Annotated in this window: 16 protein-coding genes and 5 pseudogenes; 11 read left to right on the forward strand and 10 right to left on the reverse strand. The window is 59.2% G+C overall.

Annotated features, from left to right (window positions below; genetic code table 11):
* The first annotated feature begins 121 nt into the window (after positions 1–121).
* The gene (locus J1C56_RS29015) at positions 122–661 is read left to right on the forward strand and encodes a hemerythrin domain-containing protein (protein ID WP_010914029.1); all 540 of its coding nucleotides are present in this window, start codon (positions 122–124) and stop codon (positions 659–661) included.
* Positions 662–664: 3 nt separating this feature from the next.
* Here the strand turns inward: J1C56_RS29015 and J1C56_RS29020 are convergent, their stop codons facing one another.
* Positions 665–1,420: a Crp/Fnr family transcriptional regulator gene (locus tag J1C56_RS29020; protein WP_136622685.1), complete on the reverse strand. Its 756-nt coding sequence runs from the start codon at positions 1,418–1,420 to the stop codon at positions 665–667.
* A 157-nt stretch (positions 1,421–1,577) separates the two neighbouring features.
* Here J1C56_RS29020 and hemN (J1C56_RS29025) point away from each other — a divergent pair, with 157 nt between their 5' ends.
* Positions 1,578–2,927, forward strand: a complete 1,350-nt coding sequence (gene hemN, locus J1C56_RS29025) for an oxygen-independent coproporphyrinogen III oxidase (RefSeq protein ID WP_097572451.1) — start codon at positions 1,578–1,580, stop codon at positions 2,925–2,927.
* Between the two features lie 537 nt (positions 2,928–3,464).
* Here the strand turns inward: hemN (J1C56_RS29025) and J1C56_RS33800 are convergent.
* The 5 genes and pseudogenes from J1C56_RS33800 to J1C56_RS29045 all read right to left on the reverse strand — a co-directional run.
* A pseudogene (locus tag J1C56_RS33800) lies at positions 3,465–3,593 on the reverse strand (DUF2274 domain-containing protein); the annotation flags it as partial.
* 13 nt (positions 3,594–3,606) lie between these two features.
* Positions 3,607–3,735 carry a DUF2274 domain-containing protein gene (locus J1C56_RS33805; RefSeq protein WP_420797439.1) on the reverse strand — a complete coding sequence of 43 codons (129 nt, stop codon included), beginning with the start codon at positions 3,733–3,735 and terminating at the stop codon, positions 3,607–3,609.
* A gap of 12 nt (positions 3,736–3,747) precedes the next feature.
* A pseudogene (locus tag J1C56_RS29035) lies at positions 3,748–4,131 on the reverse strand (TraB/TrbI/VirB10 family type IV secretion system protein); the annotation flags it as partial.
* 464 nt (positions 4,132–4,595) lie between these two features.
* The gene (locus J1C56_RS29040) at positions 4,596–4,985 is read right to left on the reverse strand and encodes a hypothetical protein (RefSeq protein WP_214393415.1); all 390 of its coding nucleotides are present in this window, start codon (positions 4,983–4,985) and stop codon (positions 4,596–4,598) included.
* Complete coding sequence (locus tag J1C56_RS29045; RefSeq protein WP_214393446.1) at positions 4,976–5,374, reverse strand: hypothetical protein; 399 nt, start codon at positions 5,372–5,374, stop codon at positions 4,976–4,978. The genes J1C56_RS29040 and J1C56_RS29045 overlap by 10 nt, the downstream gene beginning before the upstream one ends.
* Before the next feature lie 34 nt (positions 5,375–5,408).
* On the opposite strand from J1C56_RS29045, the pseudogene J1C56_RS33360 reads away from it, so the two are divergent.
* Positions 5,409–5,636 (forward strand): annotated as a pseudogene (locus tag J1C56_RS33360) (hypothetical protein); the annotation flags it as partial.
* 61 nt (positions 5,637–5,697) lie between these two features.
* Entirely contained in the window at positions 5,698–5,967 is a 270-nt protein-coding gene (locus tag J1C56_RS33150; protein WP_275945190.1) for a ZinT/AdcA family metal-binding protein, read from the forward strand.
* Between the two features lies 1 nt (position 5,968).
* Here J1C56_RS33150 and hemN (J1C56_RS29060) read toward each other — a convergent pair whose 3' ends face one another.
* A complete protein-coding gene (gene hemN, locus J1C56_RS29060) occupies positions 5,969–7,294 on the reverse strand; it encodes an oxygen-independent coproporphyrinogen III oxidase (protein WP_010914012.1) in 1,326 nt (441 codons plus the stop codon).
* A 1,333-nt stretch (positions 7,295–8,627) separates the two neighbouring features.
* Between hemN (J1C56_RS29060) and J1C56_RS29065 the strand changes: the two genes are divergently transcribed.
* On the forward strand, positions 8,628–9,791 hold the full coding sequence (locus J1C56_RS29065) for a porin (RefSeq protein WP_214393417.1): 1,164 nt from the start codon (positions 8,628–8,630) through the stop codon (positions 9,789–9,791).
* Between the two features lie 329 nt (positions 9,792–10,120).
* On the opposite strand, the gene J1C56_RS29070 is transcribed toward J1C56_RS29065, so the two are convergent.
* The 3 genes from J1C56_RS29070 to J1C56_RS29080 all read right to left on the reverse strand — a co-directional run bounded on the left by J1C56_RS29070 (position 10,121) and on the right by J1C56_RS29080 (position 13,651).
* Entirely contained in the window at positions 10,121–10,342 is a 222-nt protein-coding gene (locus J1C56_RS29070) for a hypothetical protein (RefSeq protein ID WP_246592129.1), read from the reverse strand.
* 438 nt (positions 10,343–10,780) lie between these two features.
* Positions 10,781–12,604, reverse strand: a complete 1,824-nt coding sequence (glmS, locus tag J1C56_RS29075) for a glutamine--fructose-6-phosphate transaminase (isomerizing) (protein WP_214393419.1) — start codon at positions 12,602–12,604, stop codon at positions 10,781–10,783.
* A 456-nt stretch (positions 12,605–13,060) separates the two neighbouring features.
* The gene (locus J1C56_RS29080; RefSeq protein ID WP_214393445.1) at positions 13,061–13,651 is read right to left on the reverse strand and encodes an acyl-homoserine-lactone synthase; all 591 of its coding nucleotides are present in this window, start codon (positions 13,649–13,651) and stop codon (positions 13,061–13,063) included.
* A 727-nt stretch (positions 13,652–14,378) separates the two neighbouring features.
* On the opposite strand from J1C56_RS29080, the gene J1C56_RS29085 reads away from it, so the two are divergent.
* The 6 genes and pseudogenes from J1C56_RS29085 to J1C56_RS29110 all read left to right on the forward strand — a co-directional run.
* Positions 14,379–15,131 (forward strand): carbonic anhydrase, encoded by a 753-nt coding sequence (locus J1C56_RS29085; protein ID WP_214393420.1) that lies wholly within the window; start codon positions 14,379–14,381, stop codon positions 15,129–15,131.
* Between the two features lie 398 nt (positions 15,132–15,529).
* A complete protein-coding gene (locus tag J1C56_RS29090) occupies positions 15,530–16,219 on the forward strand; it encodes a B3/B4 domain-containing protein (RefSeq protein WP_214393421.1) in 690 nt (229 codons plus the stop codon).
* An 84-nt stretch (positions 16,220–16,303) separates the two neighbouring features.
* Positions 16,304–16,942, forward strand: coding sequence for a LysE family translocator (locus tag J1C56_RS29095; protein WP_010914002.1), 639 nt, complete (start codon positions 16,304–16,306; stop codon positions 16,940–16,942).
* 18 nt (positions 16,943–16,960) lie between these two features.
* Positions 16,961–17,848, forward strand: a complete 888-nt coding sequence (locus J1C56_RS29100) for a dihydrodipicolinate synthase family protein (protein ID WP_214393422.1) — start codon at positions 16,961–16,963, stop codon at positions 17,846–17,848.
* 112 nt (positions 17,849–17,960) lie between these two features.
* Positions 17,961–18,088, forward strand: a pseudogene (locus J1C56_RS29105) (IS630 family transposase); the annotation flags it as partial.
* Positions 18,089–18,102: 14 nt separating this feature from the next.
* A pseudogene (locus J1C56_RS29110) lies at positions 18,103–18,714 on the forward strand (ISKra4 family transposase); the annotation flags it as partial.
* Positions 18,715–19,347: the final 633 nt, after the last annotated feature.

Genomic DNA, 19,347 nt, shown 5'->3' on the forward strand with positions numbered 1-19,347 from the left:
CCCGACCAGGATTCCAATGCGCGGACGCCAAATCCGCGGTGCATTAATTCCGTAGTTGCCGCCTGCTCGCCCTGATCCATGTCAGAGCCGCACGATTTTGCTTCGGGCAGCATCGAGTTCGGTGCAATCAGAAGGTGGCGATTTGAACAAGGAAACGCAGCACGGGCCAACCCGCTCATGGACAAGTGCGGCTTTCTCGCGCCAGGCCGGCACAGAGGCGATTCCGGGCGAGGTCATGAAGCTTGCCCATCGGGAAAAGCTGGAGCTCTGCTTCTCGCTGGAAAGCATTGCCGATGCACTGCCGAACGTCGACCGCCTCAAATGTCTTGGAACGGCCAAGAAGATCGTTCCGCTGCTCCGTGACATTCATGGGTTTGAGGAGAGGGTGATTTTCCCTGCGTATGAGGCGCACTTGACTCCGGCCGAGGCCAAACTTGCCTCTACCAGCCGGTTGCGCATCGAGCACCTTGAGGATCAATGCTTCGCTGGCGAGGTGGCCGAAACGCTCCTAGCGATCGGTCATGGTGATCCGATAGAGAGCGCGGAAGCTGTCGGATTCATGCTACGCGGCTTCTTCGAAGGCTTGCGGCGACACATCGCTTTCGAACGCGAGCATGTCCTGCCGCGGATCGTAATAAGCGACGAAGGCCCCGACGCTTAGGTCTCATTCAAAGGCCGGTTGCCGCGCGCCTCGGCCGCCGCAGCGCTGCTCCAGCCGGCTCATGCTGTCGACCGTTACATGGCGTTTGTTCTCGATCCGGATCACGCCGTCAGCCCGCAATCGCGTAAGCTGGCGGCTCACGGTCTCGTTCGTCAGTCCAAGGAAATCAGAGATGTCGGCACGTGTCAGCGGCAGATCGAAGCATGCCGACCCAGCCGCCGGGTCGATACTGGAATCCATATTCCGGGCGATCATGAGGAGAAAGCTCGCCACCTTCTCCGGTGCGGTCTTGCGCCCGAGAGTCACCATCCATTCAAGTGCCTCGTCGAGTTCGTCCAGCGTCTGCTTGAGCAGGCGATGCTCGAGTCCCGGTGATTCCTTCATTATCCGTTCAACGGCCGCCTTCGGAAACGAGCACAGCGAGACGGAGGTTGCCGCTTCCACATTGATCGTGCTTTTCACCTTGAAGGGCCGTCCCAGAAAATCCGGTGCGAACCGAAGACCGACAATCTGCTGGCGGCCGTCCGAAAGGCACTTCGTCAGCTTCACAACGCCTGAAAGCAAGTTTGAATAGCTGTCGACGGCCTCGGCGTCGGCGATCAGTTCGACCCCCGGCTCGAGCTTGTGCCGCGACGAAGTTTTGGCGAGCCCAACCAAATGGTTTGGATCGAGCGCACCGCAGACGCCGCGATGTCGTGCTGCGCAAGACAGGCAAAGAACGGGAATGCCGGAACTGTGAATGTCTTGCCGTACTGTCATTACGCTCGCGCTACCGATCCCAAGTTTCGGCAGGATAGCAAGCGATGGCAGAGAAATCCTTGCGGCAGTTTGTCCGTGCTGGAGGCTGACCGAAATCAGGGCTTTGGCTCTTCGACGCGTCCAGACTTCCGGCGAGGCAAAAACGGCGGACCACCAAATGAGACCGGAATTAGCTGCCAGGCTTGGCGAGAACGTCCCGCGTTATACCAGTTACCCGACCGCGCCGCATTTCCATCCTGGCGTCGACGCTGATGTCTATCGAAGCTGGTTGAAGGCGCTCGAAAGCGGTGACGAGGTCTCGCTCTACCTGCACATCCCTTATTGCGACCGGCTGTGCTGGTTCTGTGCGTGCCATACAAAGCAGACCCGCCGCTACGAGCCGGTGGCTTCGTATCTCCGCTCGCTTCACGCGGAGATCGCGACTGTCGCCGGTCTTGTCGGCGGCAAGGCCCATGTCCGCGCCGTGCATTTCGGCGGCGGCTCGCCGACCATGCTGAAGCCCGAGGATATGATAGCCTTGGGAACTGTCCTGCGGGATAGCTTCGATTTTCTTGCCGATGCGAAGATCAGCGTCGAAATCGAACCCAACGACATGGACGAAGCCCGCCTTGATACACTTGCCGAGATCGGCATGGCGCGGGCGAGCCTCGGCGTTCAGGATTTCGATCCGAAGGTGCAGAAGGCGATCAACCGCGAGCAGAGCTTTTTGCAGACCAAGGCGGTTGTCGACGGCATTCGCTCTCGCGGCGTAGGGTCCGTGAACCTCGATTTGCTTTACGGCCTGCCGCATCAGACCAGGGAGAGCGTCTGTTCCACCGTGGCGCAGGCGCTGACTCTGGAGCCGGACCGGATGGCGCTGTTCGGCTACGCGCATGTGCCCTGGTTCAAGAAGCATCAGACTATGATCGACGAGGCATGGTTGCCGGGTCCGGCCGAACGGTTCGCTCAGTGGCAAATTGCCGCCCGTCTGATCATGGGCGCCGGATACGAGGCGATTGGAATAGACCATTTCGCCAAGCCGGATGATGCGCTTGCAGTCTCGGCTCGCGCGGGAACAATCCGCCGCAATTTCCAGGGCTACACCGAGGATCGCTGCGAAACACTGATCGGGCTCGGGCCGTCATCGATCAGCCGGTTTCGACAGGGCTATTCGCAGAACATGCCGTCGACAGCCGAATATGGACGCATGGTCGAGGGGGGACATCTGGCCACGGTCCGCGGCATCGCGTTTTCCGAAGATGACCGTGTTCGCGGCTGGATCATCGAGCGCTTGATGTGCGATTTCGGCTTTTCAGCAGCCGATCTGGTGGAACGCTTCGGGGAAGCCGGACAAAAGCTTCTTTTCCAAGCAAGCTCCATCGCCATTGGCGACCCTGCTCGACCGCTTGAACTCCAAGGTGACAGTTATGTCGTATCGGCGGAAAGTCGTCCCTTTGTAAGGAGCATTGCAGCGAAGTTCGACAAATATTTCGAAAGTGGAACGGCCAGGCACTCAGTGGCAGTCTGAGTGCCACAGACGAACGTCACCGTCTTCAGTCGATCGCGAACCTCCTCAAAATCGCCGAAACCAGCAGCTAACAATTCGATAGTGCATATGGCGCCACTTTACGATGCTGTGACGACGCGGGTATTTCCCAAAGGGGGTCGCATGGCAGAGGGCTGGGACCCGCCGGAACCCTGCAGGCAGGGCTCCACTTCGTATCCGCCCAAGCAGGTTGGATTGTTTGGCCCAGTCTTTCACTGAATGTCAGCGACGCACCCCATTGCGGCTTCCGCTACTCAGCGCTGCGGCTCTTGAATGCCCCTTTGAGATGAGCTCATTCTGAGTAACAACCGAACGGCGTTCCCACGTGTCTGAAACCATGCATCAGTGCGGCTAGCACGCCCTGCGCCTGTTCGCGGTTTCCGGGCCGCCCAGGCACTTACTTGACCTCCAGCTGCTCGAAGTTCGCGCACAGGCCTTACATGACGGATCGGTAGGCCGCGACCGCCGGGAAATTAGGCACCCGGGCGGCTGCGCCAATTGACCAACTTTATGCTTCGATTACTCGGAATCTGAACCTGACACGCGTCGCGATTTCTCTGACATGCCGGCGGCAGGCAAGCTTTCCTTTCTGGCCTTGGCAAACGCTCTGTCACCTTCCAGAAACCCTGCCAGCATGAAAGGTATGAGTTCCGCTACCGTTTCAGACTCGCCATAGGTCTGGCGGTAAAGCGCCGCATAGTCCTTGTGCTTGGTTCAGGTCCGCGCTAACGGGGATGGTCATCTTCGAAGGTGTCCGGTCTGGAAGCTTTCCAAGTTTCAGATCTGCCATGATTACTCCTGTTCAAGTCGGGTATGGGCGCAGCACAAGATCCTTGTGTACAATCACGCGTAGGGGCCAACCGGGGCGGACGATAATGGTGGGTTGAATATTCAGGTTCTTTTCGGTGATGCGCTGGCCGGCTTGACTGATGTTTTGCTGAGTGGATTCCCGGATCGCCTTAACTAGGTCGCTTTCGTTTTTCCCAAAGCTCAACTCGGTACCAACGCCCAGTAGCGTCGCTAGAGCAACTCTCTTGATCAGCTGCCAGGTGTGAAAATCGACCTTGTCCTCAAGCCCGGCATAGCCGGCAGTATCCGTCGCTGGCAGATTGTCGATTTCGATCGAGGAACCGTCGGGCAGGATTATTCGCTGCCAGACCAGCAATGCGCGCCTCTGCCCAAAAGCACGTGGTCGGGGAGCTGGCGGGGGCGTGCGGGCAAGCCGCTGAGGAAATTCTGAACATCGAGTCCGGTCTGAGGTACAACAAGCCTATCGAGATCGGATCGCGAGGTAGCCCTGCCCGCCATGGAAATTCCTCAGGCGAGTACCGACATATTGGGCGCTGCCTTATATGGAAGGCGCCTTCCCGTTGCCTCTATCGCAGATAAGTTACCTTCCGGCCTTCGCGCTGGGTTTCCCAGCTGGACTGCGTTTCAGTCTCAATTCGCTGTGCTTCTTGTGAGCCAGACACCATCTCTCGGACGGTGAATTGACGACATTCATTGTCCGACAAGCCCTCGCCGGCGATCTGTTGGGCAGAGGCGGCTATCACCCCGGCCGTGGCACATCCGCGCGCTGCAGAACCTCGATGAGCCGCCGGCTCAAACGCCCAGGCGGATGCAAAGATCCACAGACGCGTTCCGCCAGCGCTAGTTGCCAAACATATGACCGGCATTTCGCAACGCGCCTAGGAAGAGGCCGGCATGGTGAGTGACATCGATTTTGGCCTGCATTGACACCGGCATGCTGGTCCAATTCTCCAACGGTGCAATGAAGCGGGAGAAGGTACCGTCGACGACGCAGTAGCGGCGAATAAGGCCTTGTCTGTCCAACGCCAGCACACCAATCTGCCCGCCTCGATATCGGATGGCTGCGAGCCGTTGGACCTCGGCGTCATCATCGATCCGCACATCGAAAAGCAGGTTTCCGCGGCTCCTCGCGGCTATCTCCGCCGCTTTGTCATTGAAGCTCAAGCAGAGTGAGCGGACGCTTTCCACTGCCATCTGCAAAACCAACAAATCCAGTTCATTCACGGCCATGTGGGCAGTTGAGCCAATAAATGGATGATTGCAATGTCGCACACGGCTTGTTCACAGGTGTCGGCGACTGATCGTTCGTGGCTTTCTGTCCGCTGCCGGCGAAGGAATATTTGAAGGACGGCGGGTCCCGTATTTCCTGTCGCGTTGGCAACCGCGGCGGCCACCTGCCGGGCGGCAGCGGCAGAGATAATGTCATAGACAGGTGGAAGCGTGGGCTTTCTGCCCTTCAATAGTTCCCTGACCCTACAGATTTGCACGCGCGGCCGCAGCTTGCCGCCCGCCTCAACGGATTCGGCTTCTCTGGCAGCACGTTCCATTGCTGCGGTCGCCTTGTTGAGCGTCGCCAGAACGCCAAGCTTCGTGGCTGGCAAGATCGCCAACTCGCTCAAGCTCACGACCTCTATTCGATGGACGGGCACGGCCGTGCATCGCCGCGGCAGGGGACAACATCGTCGTGACCGACCCTCAAGCCCTATATCGTGTCGGCGGGATCGTTCACCAGGAACGGCGAGATCGCCGTGGAGGGCAAGCCCTTCCACATCGTGGCCGTCGGCGGGAGCGGCAAGATCCACGATCAAGCAGCTGAGAAAGATCACGCATATAGCCACGATCCCGCGGTCCAGCCGATCTACATTTGAGGACGACCAGATCAAGCAGCGCGCCCTGTCGAATTTGGATCCGGGATTGGCGGTTGGTCTATCCCTTCCTGACGATGGAACCCTCGATCCAGTCATGGCTTATAAGGCGGAGAGCGGCGACCAGAGCGCAGATGAGTACGCGCCTACTACGAGATCGGCTATCGCACCAATTCGAGCGGATCACGATCGATGGCGACACCGTGGCTTTCTTCGAGGGCGGGAAGCCGCTTGAGGCCTGCTACGCCGGCGACGGCTGTGAAATCCTGACCTCGAAGAAAGGAAACCGCATGGGCGTCAAATTTCGCTTCGGCGTCGCCTTGGCCTCCTCACACTTGGTTGGCTGACTCAGCGGGCAACCCGGTCGAGAAAAGCGTCGAATGCGGCAGCGACAACGCGCATCGCAAAGCGATGCTGCCGCCGTACGCGGACAAAACCCTTTTCGATGTCCACAATCCCGTCCTTGGCAAGCATCGCCAAGCGTTCAGCTGAATCGAGAAAATGGATCGGATCAGATCCGTGGGCGGCACAGATTGCCGGCACATCGGCCTCGAGATCGCACATTAGTCGCTCGATGATTGCGGCTCGCGCGCGGTCTTCGTCGGTGAGACGGTAGCCCTTTGACGTCGCCAGACGGCCAGCTGCGATGTGCCGGCAGTAGGAATCCCGTGTAACCTCGTTCTGGACGTAGCCCTCGCCGACACGCCCGATAGCCGACGCGCCGAAACCGATCAGGGTTTTGCAGGTGTCGGCCGAGTAGCCCAGCGAGTTGCGCCGCAGGCGACCGGTTTTCTGTGCCAGCGCGAGATCGTCGTCCGGCAAGGCGAAATGGTCGAGCCCGATCTCTCGGTAGCCGGCGGCAATCAGCGTCACGGCAATGGCCGCATCCTGTTCGGCGCGGGCAGCGCTGCCCGGAAGCGATGCCTCCTCGATGAGGCGCTGATTCTTAATAAAGGACGGAATGTGCGAGTAGCCGAACACCGCAAGCCGGTTGGGGCGCATGGCGACCGCCGCCCTCGTGGTCTCGACGCAAGACTGCACCGTTTGATGCGGGAGACCAAAGATGAGGTCGAAGTTGATGCTTGTCACTCCATGCCGACGCAGCATTTCGACGGCAGCCGCCGTCTGCGCCTCACTCTGGACCCGGTTGATCGCTTTTTGAACAATGGGATCGAAGCTCTGCACGCCGAGGCTCGCGCGGTTCACGCCGGCTGCTTGCAAGGCTTCGGCCATATCGGCCGTGAACGTGCGTGGATCGATCTCGACGGCGATCGTAGCTGTTTCCGCAAGCGCAAAGTGGCGGCGCAGGAATTCCGTCAGGGCGAGGAACTCAACTGGCCCCATGAGAGTTGGCGTTCCGCCGCCGAAATGCACATCGCTCACGGGCAGCGCCTGCGGCGCGTGCTCCGAGACCAAACGTATCTCGTCACGCAGCGCCGCCAGATAATTAACGATCGGCGCATCATGGCGGGTGATGGTGGTGGGGAAGCCGCAATACCAGCACTTTGATCGGCAGAACGGAACGTGCAAGTAGAGTGACGCCGGATCGTTAGCCGGTAGGTTCCTGAGCCATTCCTCATAAGCGTCGGCGCCGACCGCCCCAGAGAACTCCGCGACAGTCGGATAGATGGTGTACCAAGGCAGGCGGGCTTCGCGATGTTTTGTGGTCTGCAACAGTTACCGTCCCATGTTGTTGCCTTCCATCCTTACCACTGCGCTCTCCTGTGTCTTTGCGCTATATCAGTCCGGTCCGCTTTGGGCCCGATTATTTCGCAGCGATAGCCCCATTCAGCCTTGGCTGGACAGCGATGGTATGAGCACGCGCTGGTCAGCGACAAGCGCCATGGGTTTCCCGTCGAGACTTTCCCGCACACCGTTTGGTGCTACTATCCTATCCTATCCCCTCCCTTCAGCGTCCGATGGAACGCAGCATGCCCCATCCGACCAGTCGATTCGGCGTTGGGGCCAGACTTTTGCTCGCCGGCTGGTGCGTAAGACGGCGTCACGTAGCGATACCTGGCATCTCGATGAGTTCGTCGTATTAATTGCCGGCACTGTGGCGCACCGTCTGTCAGAGCGGGAATTGTGCTCGAGGAGACCGTCCAGGTCCGCCCCTGCCAAGGCTGCAAGCCTGATGAACCAATTTAGAAAGTAGCGCTACGCCAGGCGCATGATCGCCGACAAATCGCGCTCCTGTGGCCCGGCAAAGCGCCGGAGTGAAGCGCAACTCAAGCATCGCTGGCAACTGACAATCGAGCGAATTCGCATGTGCTTCCGTAAAAACAAAAATGGCCCATGCACGGCTTCCGATTCAGAGAGGGGCTTACAACGGCTCGTCTCGACCTTCCCGCCTTTCGGAACCACTTTGTCCGGACTAGCTGGAAAGCTGGTGCACCTCGCCACCGCCGAGGTGTGGCCCTTCGCCTAACGAGGACGCTTACGCCTAGGCATGTCGGCATCAGTGGGGCATCTCGGCTGACGTACCGAGCGGTGCACTCGCATGATGTCAACAATGTCGAGGCTCAAAACAAACAAAAGCTATCGCCATTGAACGATACTGTCGCGAAGCGAACAGACGAACCATGTCCGAAACATTTGCTTTTCGTGCTCAGCTTGACCCTCAGAGCAAAAAAGGAAACGCAAACCAAGGTCCGACGGCAACTTGAGTGTCAATCGTAGCTTGGTCGTGAGGTTGGCACGTCACTTGCGGGGTGATTTTCGAAGCCGTTGTGACGGTACGCCCGCAGCTATCGGAGATAATCATGGCGATCGACTCGGAAGTGTTTGATTCCTCCCCGGGCATTTCAAGCAGGTGATATGAGAACAACAACTTATCGTGTGAAAGTATGATTCAGCTTCATCGCCCCTGTTGTTGAATAATTATTATGATCCGTGTGTCACACTGCGATAGGAGCAGCGCGATGTGCATCGTTTTCGATTGTGGGGACAGGAAGGGCTGGCTCGTTCGTTGACGTCCCCTTCTTCAATATTTGAACGGAGATCAAGAATGAACATCAGGAGCCTCCTGCTCGGCACAGCTGCGGCCCTGATCGCCGTTTCCTGTGCCCGAGCCGCCGACGCCATCGTCCTGGCCGAGCCTGAGCCCGTTGAATACGTCAAGATCTGCGACGTTTACGGCGCTGGTTACTACTACATCCCCGGCACCGAGACCTGCCTGCGCATCGGCGGCTATGTCCGTTACGACATCGGCCTCGGCGATGTCGTATCGTATGACCACGCTAGAACCACGGATGTGAAGACTGGCGAGGCCCAGGGCATATGGCAAAACAACACGCGCTTCACATTCAAAACTTGGACCGGGCAAGAGACCGAACTCGGTACATTGCAGACCTACATCGAGACCCGCATGAAATACGGCAAGCACACCGCCTATTCCGGTTCGGACAGTCCTCGATACTATGCCTTCAGCCAAGGCATCACGTTGACTTTTGCCTGGGTTCAGCTTGGTGGCCTCCGAGTTGGCAAGGACTGGTCCGCCTTCGACATGTTTATTGGCTACGCGGGCGACGTGCTCAATCAGATGCTTATCCCGTACGGCGCCTTCGATACTAATGTGGTTCAGTACTACTTTGACGCCGGTAACGGCTTTTCGGCTGTGGTTTCACTCGAAGAAGGCTCGGGCCTGGTCGGCACCATCGACAGCTACGTTCCGCACCTGGTCGGCGGAGTGAAATACACACAACACTGGGGCGCGATCACCGGCGTTGTCGCTTATGATAGCAACTACGAATCGGTCGCCGGCAAGGTCCGCATCGACGTCTATGTTACCGACCAACTCTCGCTATTCGGAATGTTCGGCTACGGCTCCAGCGGCAAGCTCAACGATGACGTCACTAACGCAATCGACGCTCATGGTCGCGGGTTCTACAAAAGTTGGGGCGGTAACTGGGCTTTCTGGGCCGGCGCCACTTACAAGCTCAATGAGACAACTTCGTTGAATCTTCAGCTCTCGGGTGATCAGCTCAGGAACTATGGTGTCGCTGCAAACGTTGCCTATGCGGTTCTTGCAGATTTCACAATTACAGCCGAACTCGACTATGACCGCTACGGCGACTTCGCCGTCGGCAAGGTCGACCCTTCCATTAGCTGGGCTAATGCCAACAAAAAGAGCAGTGTCGGCGGCATCCTCCGTTTCGAACGTTCATTCTAACGGGAGGAAGAGCTTCATCTCGGTGGCCTCAGGCGGCGAATGACGATTATGCGGGGGACCTGCCACGCCTGCGGCAGATAAGCCCTGACACGTTTGCAATCGGATACAGCTGCGATTAGGGCGCGGCCGATGCCCCGCTTGCCGGGATGTGACAGCTGGTAAAGCGTTGCGGCAGGTTTGCTGGCGGTCCCGGCGCTTGCGCTGACGCGTGCGGCGCAGTCCGGCGACACGGTGGAGGCCGCCGGCAGATGGGTGGGCGCGTGATCGCCGAAGCAATCGCCGAACTCGCCCAGTATCCCAGCTTCGATAACGACTGAATCGGCGGCGACTCAATGCAACCTTGACTTCCGGAGACCGCGCTGACCGCCGCCGGCCTGACCGCGCTCGCCGCGCAGGATGCTTCGGACAAGCAAATCACCTGCGTCAAGGCGCCCTTCAAGTCGCTGATCGCCCATGTCTTTATCTCGCCCAATCTCGTGCCGTGCGGCCACGATTTCATGATCCTCGCGCTCGACCGAACCATCGAGCGGTTCCTGGAAGTGTCCGATCATCGCCAGGTCCTTTTGCGACTGGCCGGGCCTATCGGTGAGCGTTAGATCCAGAACGAGGTTACACGGGATTCCTACAGCCCGCACATCGCAGCTGGCCGCCTGGCAAAGTCAAAGGGCAACCGTCTCACCGACGAAGACCGCGGCGAGCCGCAATCATCGAGCGAGGACGAAATAGTGGACAGCGAAGGGTTTTATCCGCACGGCAGGAGGATCGCTTTGTGGTTAGCGCTATTGCTGCGTATTCGATGCTTTTCTCGACCGGGTTTGCCCGTAGGCACAGCCAAGCAGCGTGAGGGGAGGCCAAAGGGATAACCAATCGTCGCTAAACGGCATGCTCCAGCAAATAACGGCAAGACGGTAACGGCGCGCTCGAGCGCCGGTTGAAGTGCTTGGAGTTTTTCCGAATGGGCGAGCGTTGCGACTAATGAAGGCGTCACATCATTCGACGGTGACTGATTTTGCCAGGTTGCGTGGCTGGTCGAGATCTGTGCCCATGAAGAGCGCCGTGTGGTACGCAAGAAGCTGTATCGGCAGCGAGAAGATCATCGGCGCGATAATCTCGTCGGTGGCCGGCAGCACGATCGTGTGCATCGTATCAAGTTTCGATGCGGCTGCCCCTTTTCCATCGGTGATGAGGATAATGCGCCCTCCGCGGGCGGCCACTTCCTGCATGTTGGAGAGGGTCTTGTCGAAAAAGCGATCATGTGGCGCGATGACGATCACTGGCATGTTCTCGTCTATCAATGCGATAGGACCGTGCTTCAATTCACCCGCCGCATAGCCTTCGGCGTGGATGTAGGAAATCTCCTTGAGCTTCAGCGCACCCTCCATCGCCAGTGGGAAATTTGTGCCACGGCCGAGATAAAGGACATGATGACACTTTGACAGTTCGCGCGACAGAAGCTCAATCTCCGGCTGGATGCTGTCCAGTACCTGCCTCATGAGGCGCGGCATTTCGGTGAGGCTCTCGACGAGCGCCTGCACCTCATCTTCGGTCACGGTTCCGCGGGCCTTGGCTGCGTGGATGGCGAGTGCGGCAAGAGCGGCTAGCTGGCAGGTGAAGGCCTTGGTGGAGGCGACGCCGATCTCTGGGCCGGCAAGGATCGGGAAGACCACATCGGCCTCCCGAGCGATGGTCGATTCGCGCGCATTGACGACAGCGCCAATTTTCAGCCCAAGCTGCTTGCAGTACCTCAGCGATGCCAGCGTATCGGCGGTTTCGCCCGACTGTGAAATGAACAGAGCCGCAGACTGCGGCGACAACGGAATCTCGCGATACCGGAATTCGGATGCAACATCTATTTCGACCGGCAGGCGCGCATAGCGCTCGAACCAGTATTTTCCGATCAGCCCGGCGAGATATGCGGTGCCGCAGGCAGAGATCGCCAAGCTCGGGATCTTGGCGAAGTCGATGCCAAAAACCGCATCGGCACCATTTTCGATGAAATTGATATAATGACCGAGCGCATCGGCGATGACCTCGGGCTGCTCGAGGATTTCCTTCTCCATGAAGTGGCGATGGTTGCCCTTGTTGGCCAGAGTGGCCACGGCCACGGAGGTCTGGCGCGGACGCGCGACGGGGTGGCCGTCGTAATCAAAGATATCAGCGCCCGTCCTGCCGACAACGGCCCAGTCACCGTCGATGAGATAGGTGATTTCATTCGTGAATGGAGCAAGCGCGATCGCGTCGGAGCCCAGGAACATCTCGCCGTCGCCGTGACCGATCGCCAGCGGTGGTCCATTGCGCGCCGCAATGATGGTCGACGGATCATCCTCAAAGAGGATGGCAAGCGCGTAGGCACCCCTGACGCTTTTCAGCATGGCATGCACCGCCTCACCACGCCTCATGCCCTCCCGGCGGTGCCTTGCCAAGAGATGCGCAAGGACCTCAGTGTCGGTGTCGGTCTGGAACTCGGCTCCCGTCGCCGCCAATTCGTCCTTCAGTTCGGCGAAATTCTCGATGATGCCGTTATGGACGACGGCCACACCATCCGTGAAGTGCGGGTGTGCATTGCGTTCCGTCGGTGGCCCATGGGTTGCCCAGCGGGTGTGGGCGATGCCGATGGTACCACCCAGCGGCTCTTCCTTGAGTCTCCTCTCGAGATTGACGAGCTTGCCCTCCGCGCGCCGGCGGTGCAAGGTGCCCTCGGTGATCGTCGCAATGCCGGCCGAATCATAGCCGCGGTATTCCAGACGCTTCAATGCGTCGACCAGGCGTTCCGACACCGGCTGTTGCCCAACGATGCCAACAATTCCGCACATGTTCTTCTCCGAATTCTTCCCGGCAGCCTTAGCCGACGCAGACGAGGGACGCCGCCCGGCATGCGCTCAGTTAGAGTCTTCTAATGGAATCCAGTAAGTTCGGTAAAATTGATTGTTGGGATAGCCATCATCCACGCCATGGATGAACTAAACCTCAGTCCAATGCGGGTGATGTGAACCGGGGCGTACGCTTCCGCCTTCAACGGGCTGCGCATATCATGGCCGGCGCCCTCACCTGCGTTAATAGCATGCAAGCCGGCCGGAGGAGACGGGGAATACTTGGGCCGAGTGCGAATGGGTAGCCCCAGCGCACTCTTTGATCTCGCCGTTCAATTGTGCGGACGCTGCTTCATGCATCATTCCTCGGTTTGCTTCTCCAGGCCGGACGCAATGACTCCTTTCGGCGACGAGAAGCAAACCCTCTTCCGATCCCTGGGGCCACGCACCACGTCTTGGCTATCCGCATGGGCCGTGCGGCAGGCCGAGAATCGGTTGCCACAGTACCGGCCCATTCAGACGTCCCCTCCAGCGGATGCGCAACAGGCTGGCGTGAGAGATCTCGAGAAACCCGGCCACCGCCTCCGTTTTGCCGACGGGCTGCGGCTTTCCGATGCGCGACAATGGCCACGTTGCGAGGCGAAGGATCCGTTCCATACGCGTATCGGTCACCGTCACGATTCGGGTGAGATTGTTGGCCAAGCCGAATTCGATCATGCCGGCGAAGAGCTCGTAGGTTGCTTGGGCAAGGCCGCCTGCCGCCTTGGGCGGCGTTGATGGGGGCAAATCGAGCGCGAAACGGCTGCTTTCCCATATGTCAGGACTCGCGGGCGCCACAGCCTCACCCAGCAGCGCCGGGAATGTGTCGCGCAACATGGTCGGCCCAGTGGTTGGCAAGAGGCGCACGCAGCCACGAATTCGCCAATCGGATCCCTTGAGCAGCAGATAGACAGGCTTCAAGTCGTCAAAGGTGTCTGTTTCCATTTCGCCTCCGGTCTGAACTTCCCAATCGAGCCTCTCCTTGAAAACCCGATATCTGAGCCCGTGCATCTCTTTGAGCTCGCCTGCGAATTCGCTGTAGAGGCCAGGTGTGATCAGCTGAATTCCGTGCGGGTTGTGTTCCCGCCATCGAAGGGCAAAGCGCACAGCGATGCAGCCTGTAGACGTTTACAGCTATCCTCGCGGAAGGATCCGGATCTCGCCTGACCGGAGGCAGCCAGCCTGGCAACCGCATGGATCGTCCGAACGCGAGCTTTGCTTGGCATTTTCCAGATGGAAGGTCCCCTTGGCCTTTGAGACCTGCTTTCCAAGGCGTATTCGCGAGTTTTATCCATGCCTTTATGGTCTTGGAGAGCGTGGCGGGCAGGCTACACAGTGGGTGGCCGAGAGGTCGGGAATCAGTTGGAATGGAGGAATTCGTCTCGCCAAAGAGGGGATCCTTTGCAATGCACTGCCTGCCCGACACTCCCGCTTCAACGTTACGCGCCACATACCGCCGAGTAACAGCCGGACCGGCGACGCCGGCTGTGCTGGTTGTTGGCCTGATCAGCGGCAGCACGGTGAATCTGAGCCACGTCGCCAGCCATTTCCACGGACCGGCGAGCGTAGCCTCCAACGATCGCCGGCGGCGACGCTTCTTCCAGTTTACCAGTTCGACGAGGACTGGCTGGCGTGTACGCTGGTGGCGCGGCTCAACCTACGCCCGCCCTTGCGGCTGTGCCTTGACTGCACCAATTGGAAGCAAGGACATAAGGTTCGCATCAAGGAGCGAGGCAATATGCATCGTCGTACCCTGATTAGAGGATTCATCGCGCTGGGCGTGTGCCCGATCTGCGCCCAGACCGCGCGTGCGGCCAGCGCCCATTGGGGATATGGCGGCTCGGTCGGGCCGGAGCATTGGGCCGATCTGGACACGAGAAATTTCGCCTGTTCGGCGGGCAGGCAGCAGTCACCCATCGACATCGCCGGCACGGTAAAGGCGGATATACCGCGCATCGACATCAGTTGGCTCAAGGGCGGCGGCAGGATGGTGAACAACGGCCACACCATTCAAATCAACATGCCGGAAGGCAGCACCTTGACCCGCGGGAATCGCGTCTACCAACTGGCACAGTTGCATTTCCACGCGCCGAGCGAGCATCACGTGGCGGGCATGAGCTTCCCGATGGAAGCGCATTTTGTCCATAAAGACACAAAGAGCGATACTCTGGGTGTGCTGAGCGCCCTTCTTACGCCTGGCGCGACAAATATCAGCTTTGCCGGTCTCGCCAAGGTCTTCCCGGCCCGGCCCGGCGAGGAGATGGCAGTTGACGAGTTCGATCCCAACGGGCTTTTGCCGGCCTCGCTCGGCTACTGGACCTATGAGGGATCATTAACGACTCCGCCCTGCACCGAAAACGTGGAGTGGATGGTTGCAATGGAACCGGTCGAGGTCGACACCGCAGACATCAAGCGGTTTACGACGCTTTACGCATCTAACGCGCGGTCGATCCGTCCCTCCAATCGGCGCTTCATCCTAGGCCTCAGCTAAGGTCATCGCGCGCGTCAAGCAAAACCGCGGTAACAATCGGGGGTTTCGAACAGGACGACGCCACCCTGGTGGCGCTGGCATCGACCATAATGCCCTAGGGTTCACAACAGCATGACCGGATCATGGGGAACTTGTGGGCCGCTTGCTTGCGGAGAACTGGGTGGCGTCACCGACACCCGTACACTCCGGCCTGGATCTGCTTGATCAGAGATTGATAAATTCGACGCGTCGCTCCCGTGCTGCGAGAACCCTCCTTATACTGGACCAATTAAAATCTCCAAAAGTGGCAGTTTAGTTTGGACCAGTGAACTGCAATATTGGCTTGCAGTCAGGGAAGCGATCGTGACTGGTCGCGCCGGTCATGGATTGCTTGCGCTCGAACTGATGGAGTTGCCTGGATGTTTGTGGGTCCCATCATCGACGGTCGAATTAAGAATATTGCATCGGGATTTAGAGCCGTGAGCGTCTACGTCGATGCCACTTCAGCTGGAGAAGGACGTTTCGATCCCCGATTGCTTGGTGAAGCCTGCGATTGCGCGTTGGCGGATGGCCCGGCTTGGGCAGAAGCTCATCTGGCGAGTTGGTCCGACGCCTACGTCGTCTTTGGCGCGAAGCCTAACCGTACGCCGTGCTCAGCCCAGGCCCTCAGAAAGCGGGTTCTGAAAGACGGCACTCTTTCGACGATCAACCCGATCGTCGATCTCTACAACGCCATCAGCCTGAAATACGCAGTCCCGGTGGGTGGAGAGAATTTTGACGCCTATGTCGGAAGACCCCACCTGACGATCGCTGACGGGAGTGAGACGTTCGACACCATGATGAATGGAGAGGCGGTCAACGATCCTCCCTTGCCCGGTGAGGTCATCTGGCGCGACGACATTGGCGTCACCTGCCGACGCTGGAACTGGCGACAGGGCACTCGAACCCGCCTGAAGACCCTAACAGGCCGGATGTGGTTCGTACTGGAGGCGTTGGAGACCATGCCGGACGATGCATTGGCAGAGGCGACGGATGCCATGGTCGGAGGGCTGAATGCCTTGATGCCTGGCTGCAAAATCGCGAGCCAAGAAATTGCCATCGCCGGATGAGGTTTCCGGTCAAGCGAGCGGATCCATGGCCGCCCGGGGCATCCGGCGCGATCGATCCGATCGAGATTATCAAGGGCTGAGAGAATGAATGTCGATCTCCATCAGTTGCTCATCGTCTTTGCTGCATATGTCATTGCCGCGGGGAGCCCCGGCCCGAGCAACATGCGCATTATGGGGGTTGCGATGGCGCGCGGCAGAGGTGCTGCGCTCATGCTCGCCTCCGGCGTCGTCAGCGGCTCGATCTTTTGGGGTTTTATGGCCTCCACCGGCATCTCCGCCCTGTTGGCCAGGTACGCCCAGGCACTGCTCGTTCTGCAGGTTTTCGGGGGGCTTTACCTGCTATTCCTCGCCTTCAGGGCGGGACGGTCGGCGCTTACGTCGAACGAGAAGCTGGCGGTGCGCGCATCGACCGACCAAGTCGCTCTTTCGCGGGGTGAGCTCTATAGGAAGGGCCTCTTGATGCATTTGGCGAACCCAAAATCCGTGCTGGCATGGATCGCGCTCGTCACGCTGGGGATCGGCCCGAATTCATCGTGGCAGAGCATCGCGGCGATATTGGGTGGCTGCGCCATCCTAAGTGTCACGATATTCTGCGGCTACGCCATTGTCTTCTCCACACCGCCTATGGTGGCTCTGTATCGCCGCTGCCGCCGCTGGATCGAAAGTCTGTTGGCGATGTTCTTCGCGTTCGCCGGGCTGCGTATGCTGCTTTCCCGTATGTAGTTTCGAAAGGAATGGATGATGACTTTGTTTCGCGGCCTGTCGGCGTTCCCCCTTACGCCAACCGATGCGGAAGGGCATGTCGACACCGAGGGTCTGGCTCGTTTTCTCGAGCGTATTCAACGCGCCGGAGCGGACTCCATCGGCCTTCTGGGGAGCACGGGCGGTTATGCTTACCTCACCAGGGAAGAACGCAAGCGTGCCGTTCAGGCTGCCGTGGAATGCATCGGCGGCAAAACGCCTCTTGTCGTGGGTGTGGGTGCATTGCGTACCGATGAAGCTCAGGCTCTGGCGCGCGATGCCAAATCCGCTGGCGCTGACGGCCTGCTCCTGGCACCGATGTCCTACGTTCCCCTGAACGAGGACGAAGTCTTCCAGCACTTCGTCGCGGTGGCCGAGGCGGGGGAATTGCCTTTGTGCATATATAACAATCCAAGCACCACGCGCTTCACATTCAGCGACGCATTGATCGCCCGGCTGTCAGAGGTGTCCAACGTCGTCGCGGTGAAAATGCCTCTGGCGGCGGATGACGATTACGCGGGGGAACTGGCACGTTTGCGGTCGATGACGCCTGACACGTTCACAATCGGATACAGCGGCGATTGGGGCGCGGCGGATGCCCTGCTTGCCGGATGTGACACCTGGTACAGCGTTGCGGCAGGTCTGCTGGCGGTCCCGGCGCTTGCGCTGACGCGTGCAGCGCAGTCCGGCGACGCGGTGGAGTCCACTCGGTTGAACCGCGCTTTCGGGCCGCTCTGGACCTTGTTCAAACACTACGGCAGCTTCCGCGTTATGTTCGTCATCGCCGACTACCTCGGTCTGGCGCACGTCCAGCCACCGCGCCCTATTTTGCCGTTGCCGGAGGACGCCGGAGATGACATTAGGCAGGCATTGGAGAAGCTCGAATAGCCGAGCACAGGGCATGCCCAGTGCAACTGCTAGTTAGGCACCCGGCGCGCGGGCGTTCCGCGCACCGTTCGAGATGGAAGTTGGGCGGCGCAAAATTGGATCGGGTTGGTCGCGCTTTGGCTTTGCGGTCTCTTCGGCGGTGAAATGGTCGCAACGTTATCGTGCTCCGGTAGCGCCGGGAAGATGGGCGGCCATCGCAAACGCGTTCTGCAGCCGCATCGAACTTTCATCCGCGACCAAACGACCGGAAGTAGAATTTCGAGCTGATCGTAGGCCGCTCGCTGCCTGAAGAGGGTGCTCCGCGCTACATCGGTTTCGTCTATGGCTATGATCGCGAGCCGCAACGGCGCATTCTCGACCATCTCAAGAAGCAGCCCGTCCAAGCCAATCAGGATACCACCTTCATCACCGACGGTGGGGAAGAATCGCCGACTGGTTCCATATCACCGTGCGCATCAGGATCCTTCGGCAGTTCGTGCAAGGGCTCGAAAACCAGGACGAGCAGACCGGACAGGACCTGCTCGAAACTCTGCGCAGGATCAAATGGCATCTCTGGCATGTTGACGTCTATCGGGCCCGTCACGAAATCGCCGACCTGCAATTCGACGCGTAAGGTCTCGAAACAGGCTAGCCGAACATGCGCAAGTTCCTGACCGCCATCGGCGAATTCACCAGGCCCACATCGCCTCCAACAGTGCCAGCCTGATTAATTACGGCGAGCGTTAGCGGTCCGGAGATCGCATCTCTTCGGCCCTCGTCAAGGCCACCGTCAACGCCGTTCCAAGCGGGTCGCCAACAAACGGCAGATGCAGTGGAGCAGGATCGGCGCACATCTTCTGCTGCAAACCCGCACGCAGATCCTCGATGACCGTCCCGACGCGCTTGGCGTGCAGCCCCTCACCTCGCCCGCGCCCCGCGGTGGTTCTTGCCAAGAGACGCTCGCTCGCATCTAACGAAAACCGCCGCTGCATTTAGCTGCATCCATTGTTCCGATGCGTGCTATCCAAACAATCAATTTGTTCAATCAGCTTCTTGAAAGCTAACCCTTGTTTGGTGGAACATGGGCTCTGGTCGTCGACGCTGGCTTAATGCAGAGGCTGCACGCAGGAGATACAATGCACAGAGATCGCAAGCGGGTTAGCGGCATAATGGCTGGCCGACCGGTGTCATCCCCAGGCTGCTGCAGCGTGCGGCTTGTCTGTCCCTCCATGATCTCTCGGAAGACAGTTCCGAATACTGCCGACCGGTTGCCCGCCTTGTGTGTCGCCTCGATCTCATAACCGATGGTGGGCTGCTCAATGGGCTATCCTTCGCCGGATAAGAGATGAAGTGCGAACGCTCCTCGGGGATCATGCCGATCGTACGTACGTCCTGCTTACTCTGGTCAGGCACAGAGCGCAATTTGTTGGCCCAGCTATGAAACTCTTGCCGGAAGTTAGCTCTGCCGCGTGCGTGATGGCTTGAGCGGACTGACGCAACGAAGGCTCACGAGTATTCGG

Source organism: Aminobacter anthyllidis (genome assembly GCF_018555685.1).
Classification (GTDB): Bacteria; Pseudomonadota; Alphaproteobacteria; order Rhizobiales; family Rhizobiaceae; genus Aminobacter; species Aminobacter anthyllidis.

Excerpts from the sequence above, each read along its gene's own strand:
- J1C56_RS29070 (WP_246592129.1), bottom strand. The coding sequence starts at position 10,342 with ATGATCGGACACTTCCAGGAACCGCTCGATGGTTCGGTCGAGCGCGAG.
- J1C56_RS29090 (WP_214393421.1), top strand. The coding sequence starts at position 15,530 with ATGTTTGTGGGTCCCATCATCGACGGTCGAATTAAGAATATTGCATCG.
- J1C56_RS29100 (WP_214393422.1), top strand. The coding sequence starts at position 16,961 with ATGACTTTGTTTCGCGGCCTGTCGGCGTTCCCCCTTACGCCAACCGAT.
- J1C56_RS33150 (WP_275945190.1), top strand. The coding sequence starts at position 5,698 with ATGGAACCCTCGATCCAGTCATGGCTTATAAGGCGGAGAGCGGCGACC.
- J1C56_RS29020 (WP_136622685.1), bottom strand. The coding sequence starts at position 1,420 with ATGACAGTACGGCAAGACATTCACAGTTCCGGCATTCCCGTTCTTTGC.
- glmS (WP_214393419.1), bottom strand. The coding sequence starts at position 12,604 with ATGTGCGGAATTGTTGGCATCGTTGGGCAACAGCCGGTGTCGGAACGC.
- J1C56_RS29040 (WP_214393415.1), bottom strand. The coding sequence starts at position 4,985 with ATGGCCGTGAATGAACTGGATTTGTTGGTTTTGCAGATGGCAGTGGAA.
- J1C56_RS29085 (WP_214393420.1), top strand. The coding sequence starts at position 14,379 with ATGCATCGTCGTACCCTGATTAGAGGATTCATCGCGCTGGGCGTGTGC.
- hemN (WP_097572451.1), top strand. The coding sequence starts at position 1,578 with ATGAGACCGGAATTAGCTGCCAGGCTTGGCGAGAACGTCCCGCGTTAT.
- J1C56_RS33805 (WP_420797439.1), bottom strand. The coding sequence starts at position 3,735 with ATGGCAGATCTGAAACTTGGAAAGCTTCCAGACCGGACACCTTCGAAG.
- J1C56_RS29095 (WP_010914002.1), top strand. The coding sequence starts at position 16,304 with ATGAATGTCGATCTCCATCAGTTGCTCATCGTCTTTGCTGCATATGTC.
- J1C56_RS29080 (WP_214393445.1), bottom strand. The coding sequence starts at position 13,651 with ATGCACGGGCTCAGATATCGGGTTTTCAAGGAGAGGCTCGATTGGGAA.
- J1C56_RS29065 (WP_214393417.1), top strand. The coding sequence starts at position 8,628 with ATGAACATCAGGAGCCTCCTGCTCGGCACAGCTGCGGCCCTGATCGCC.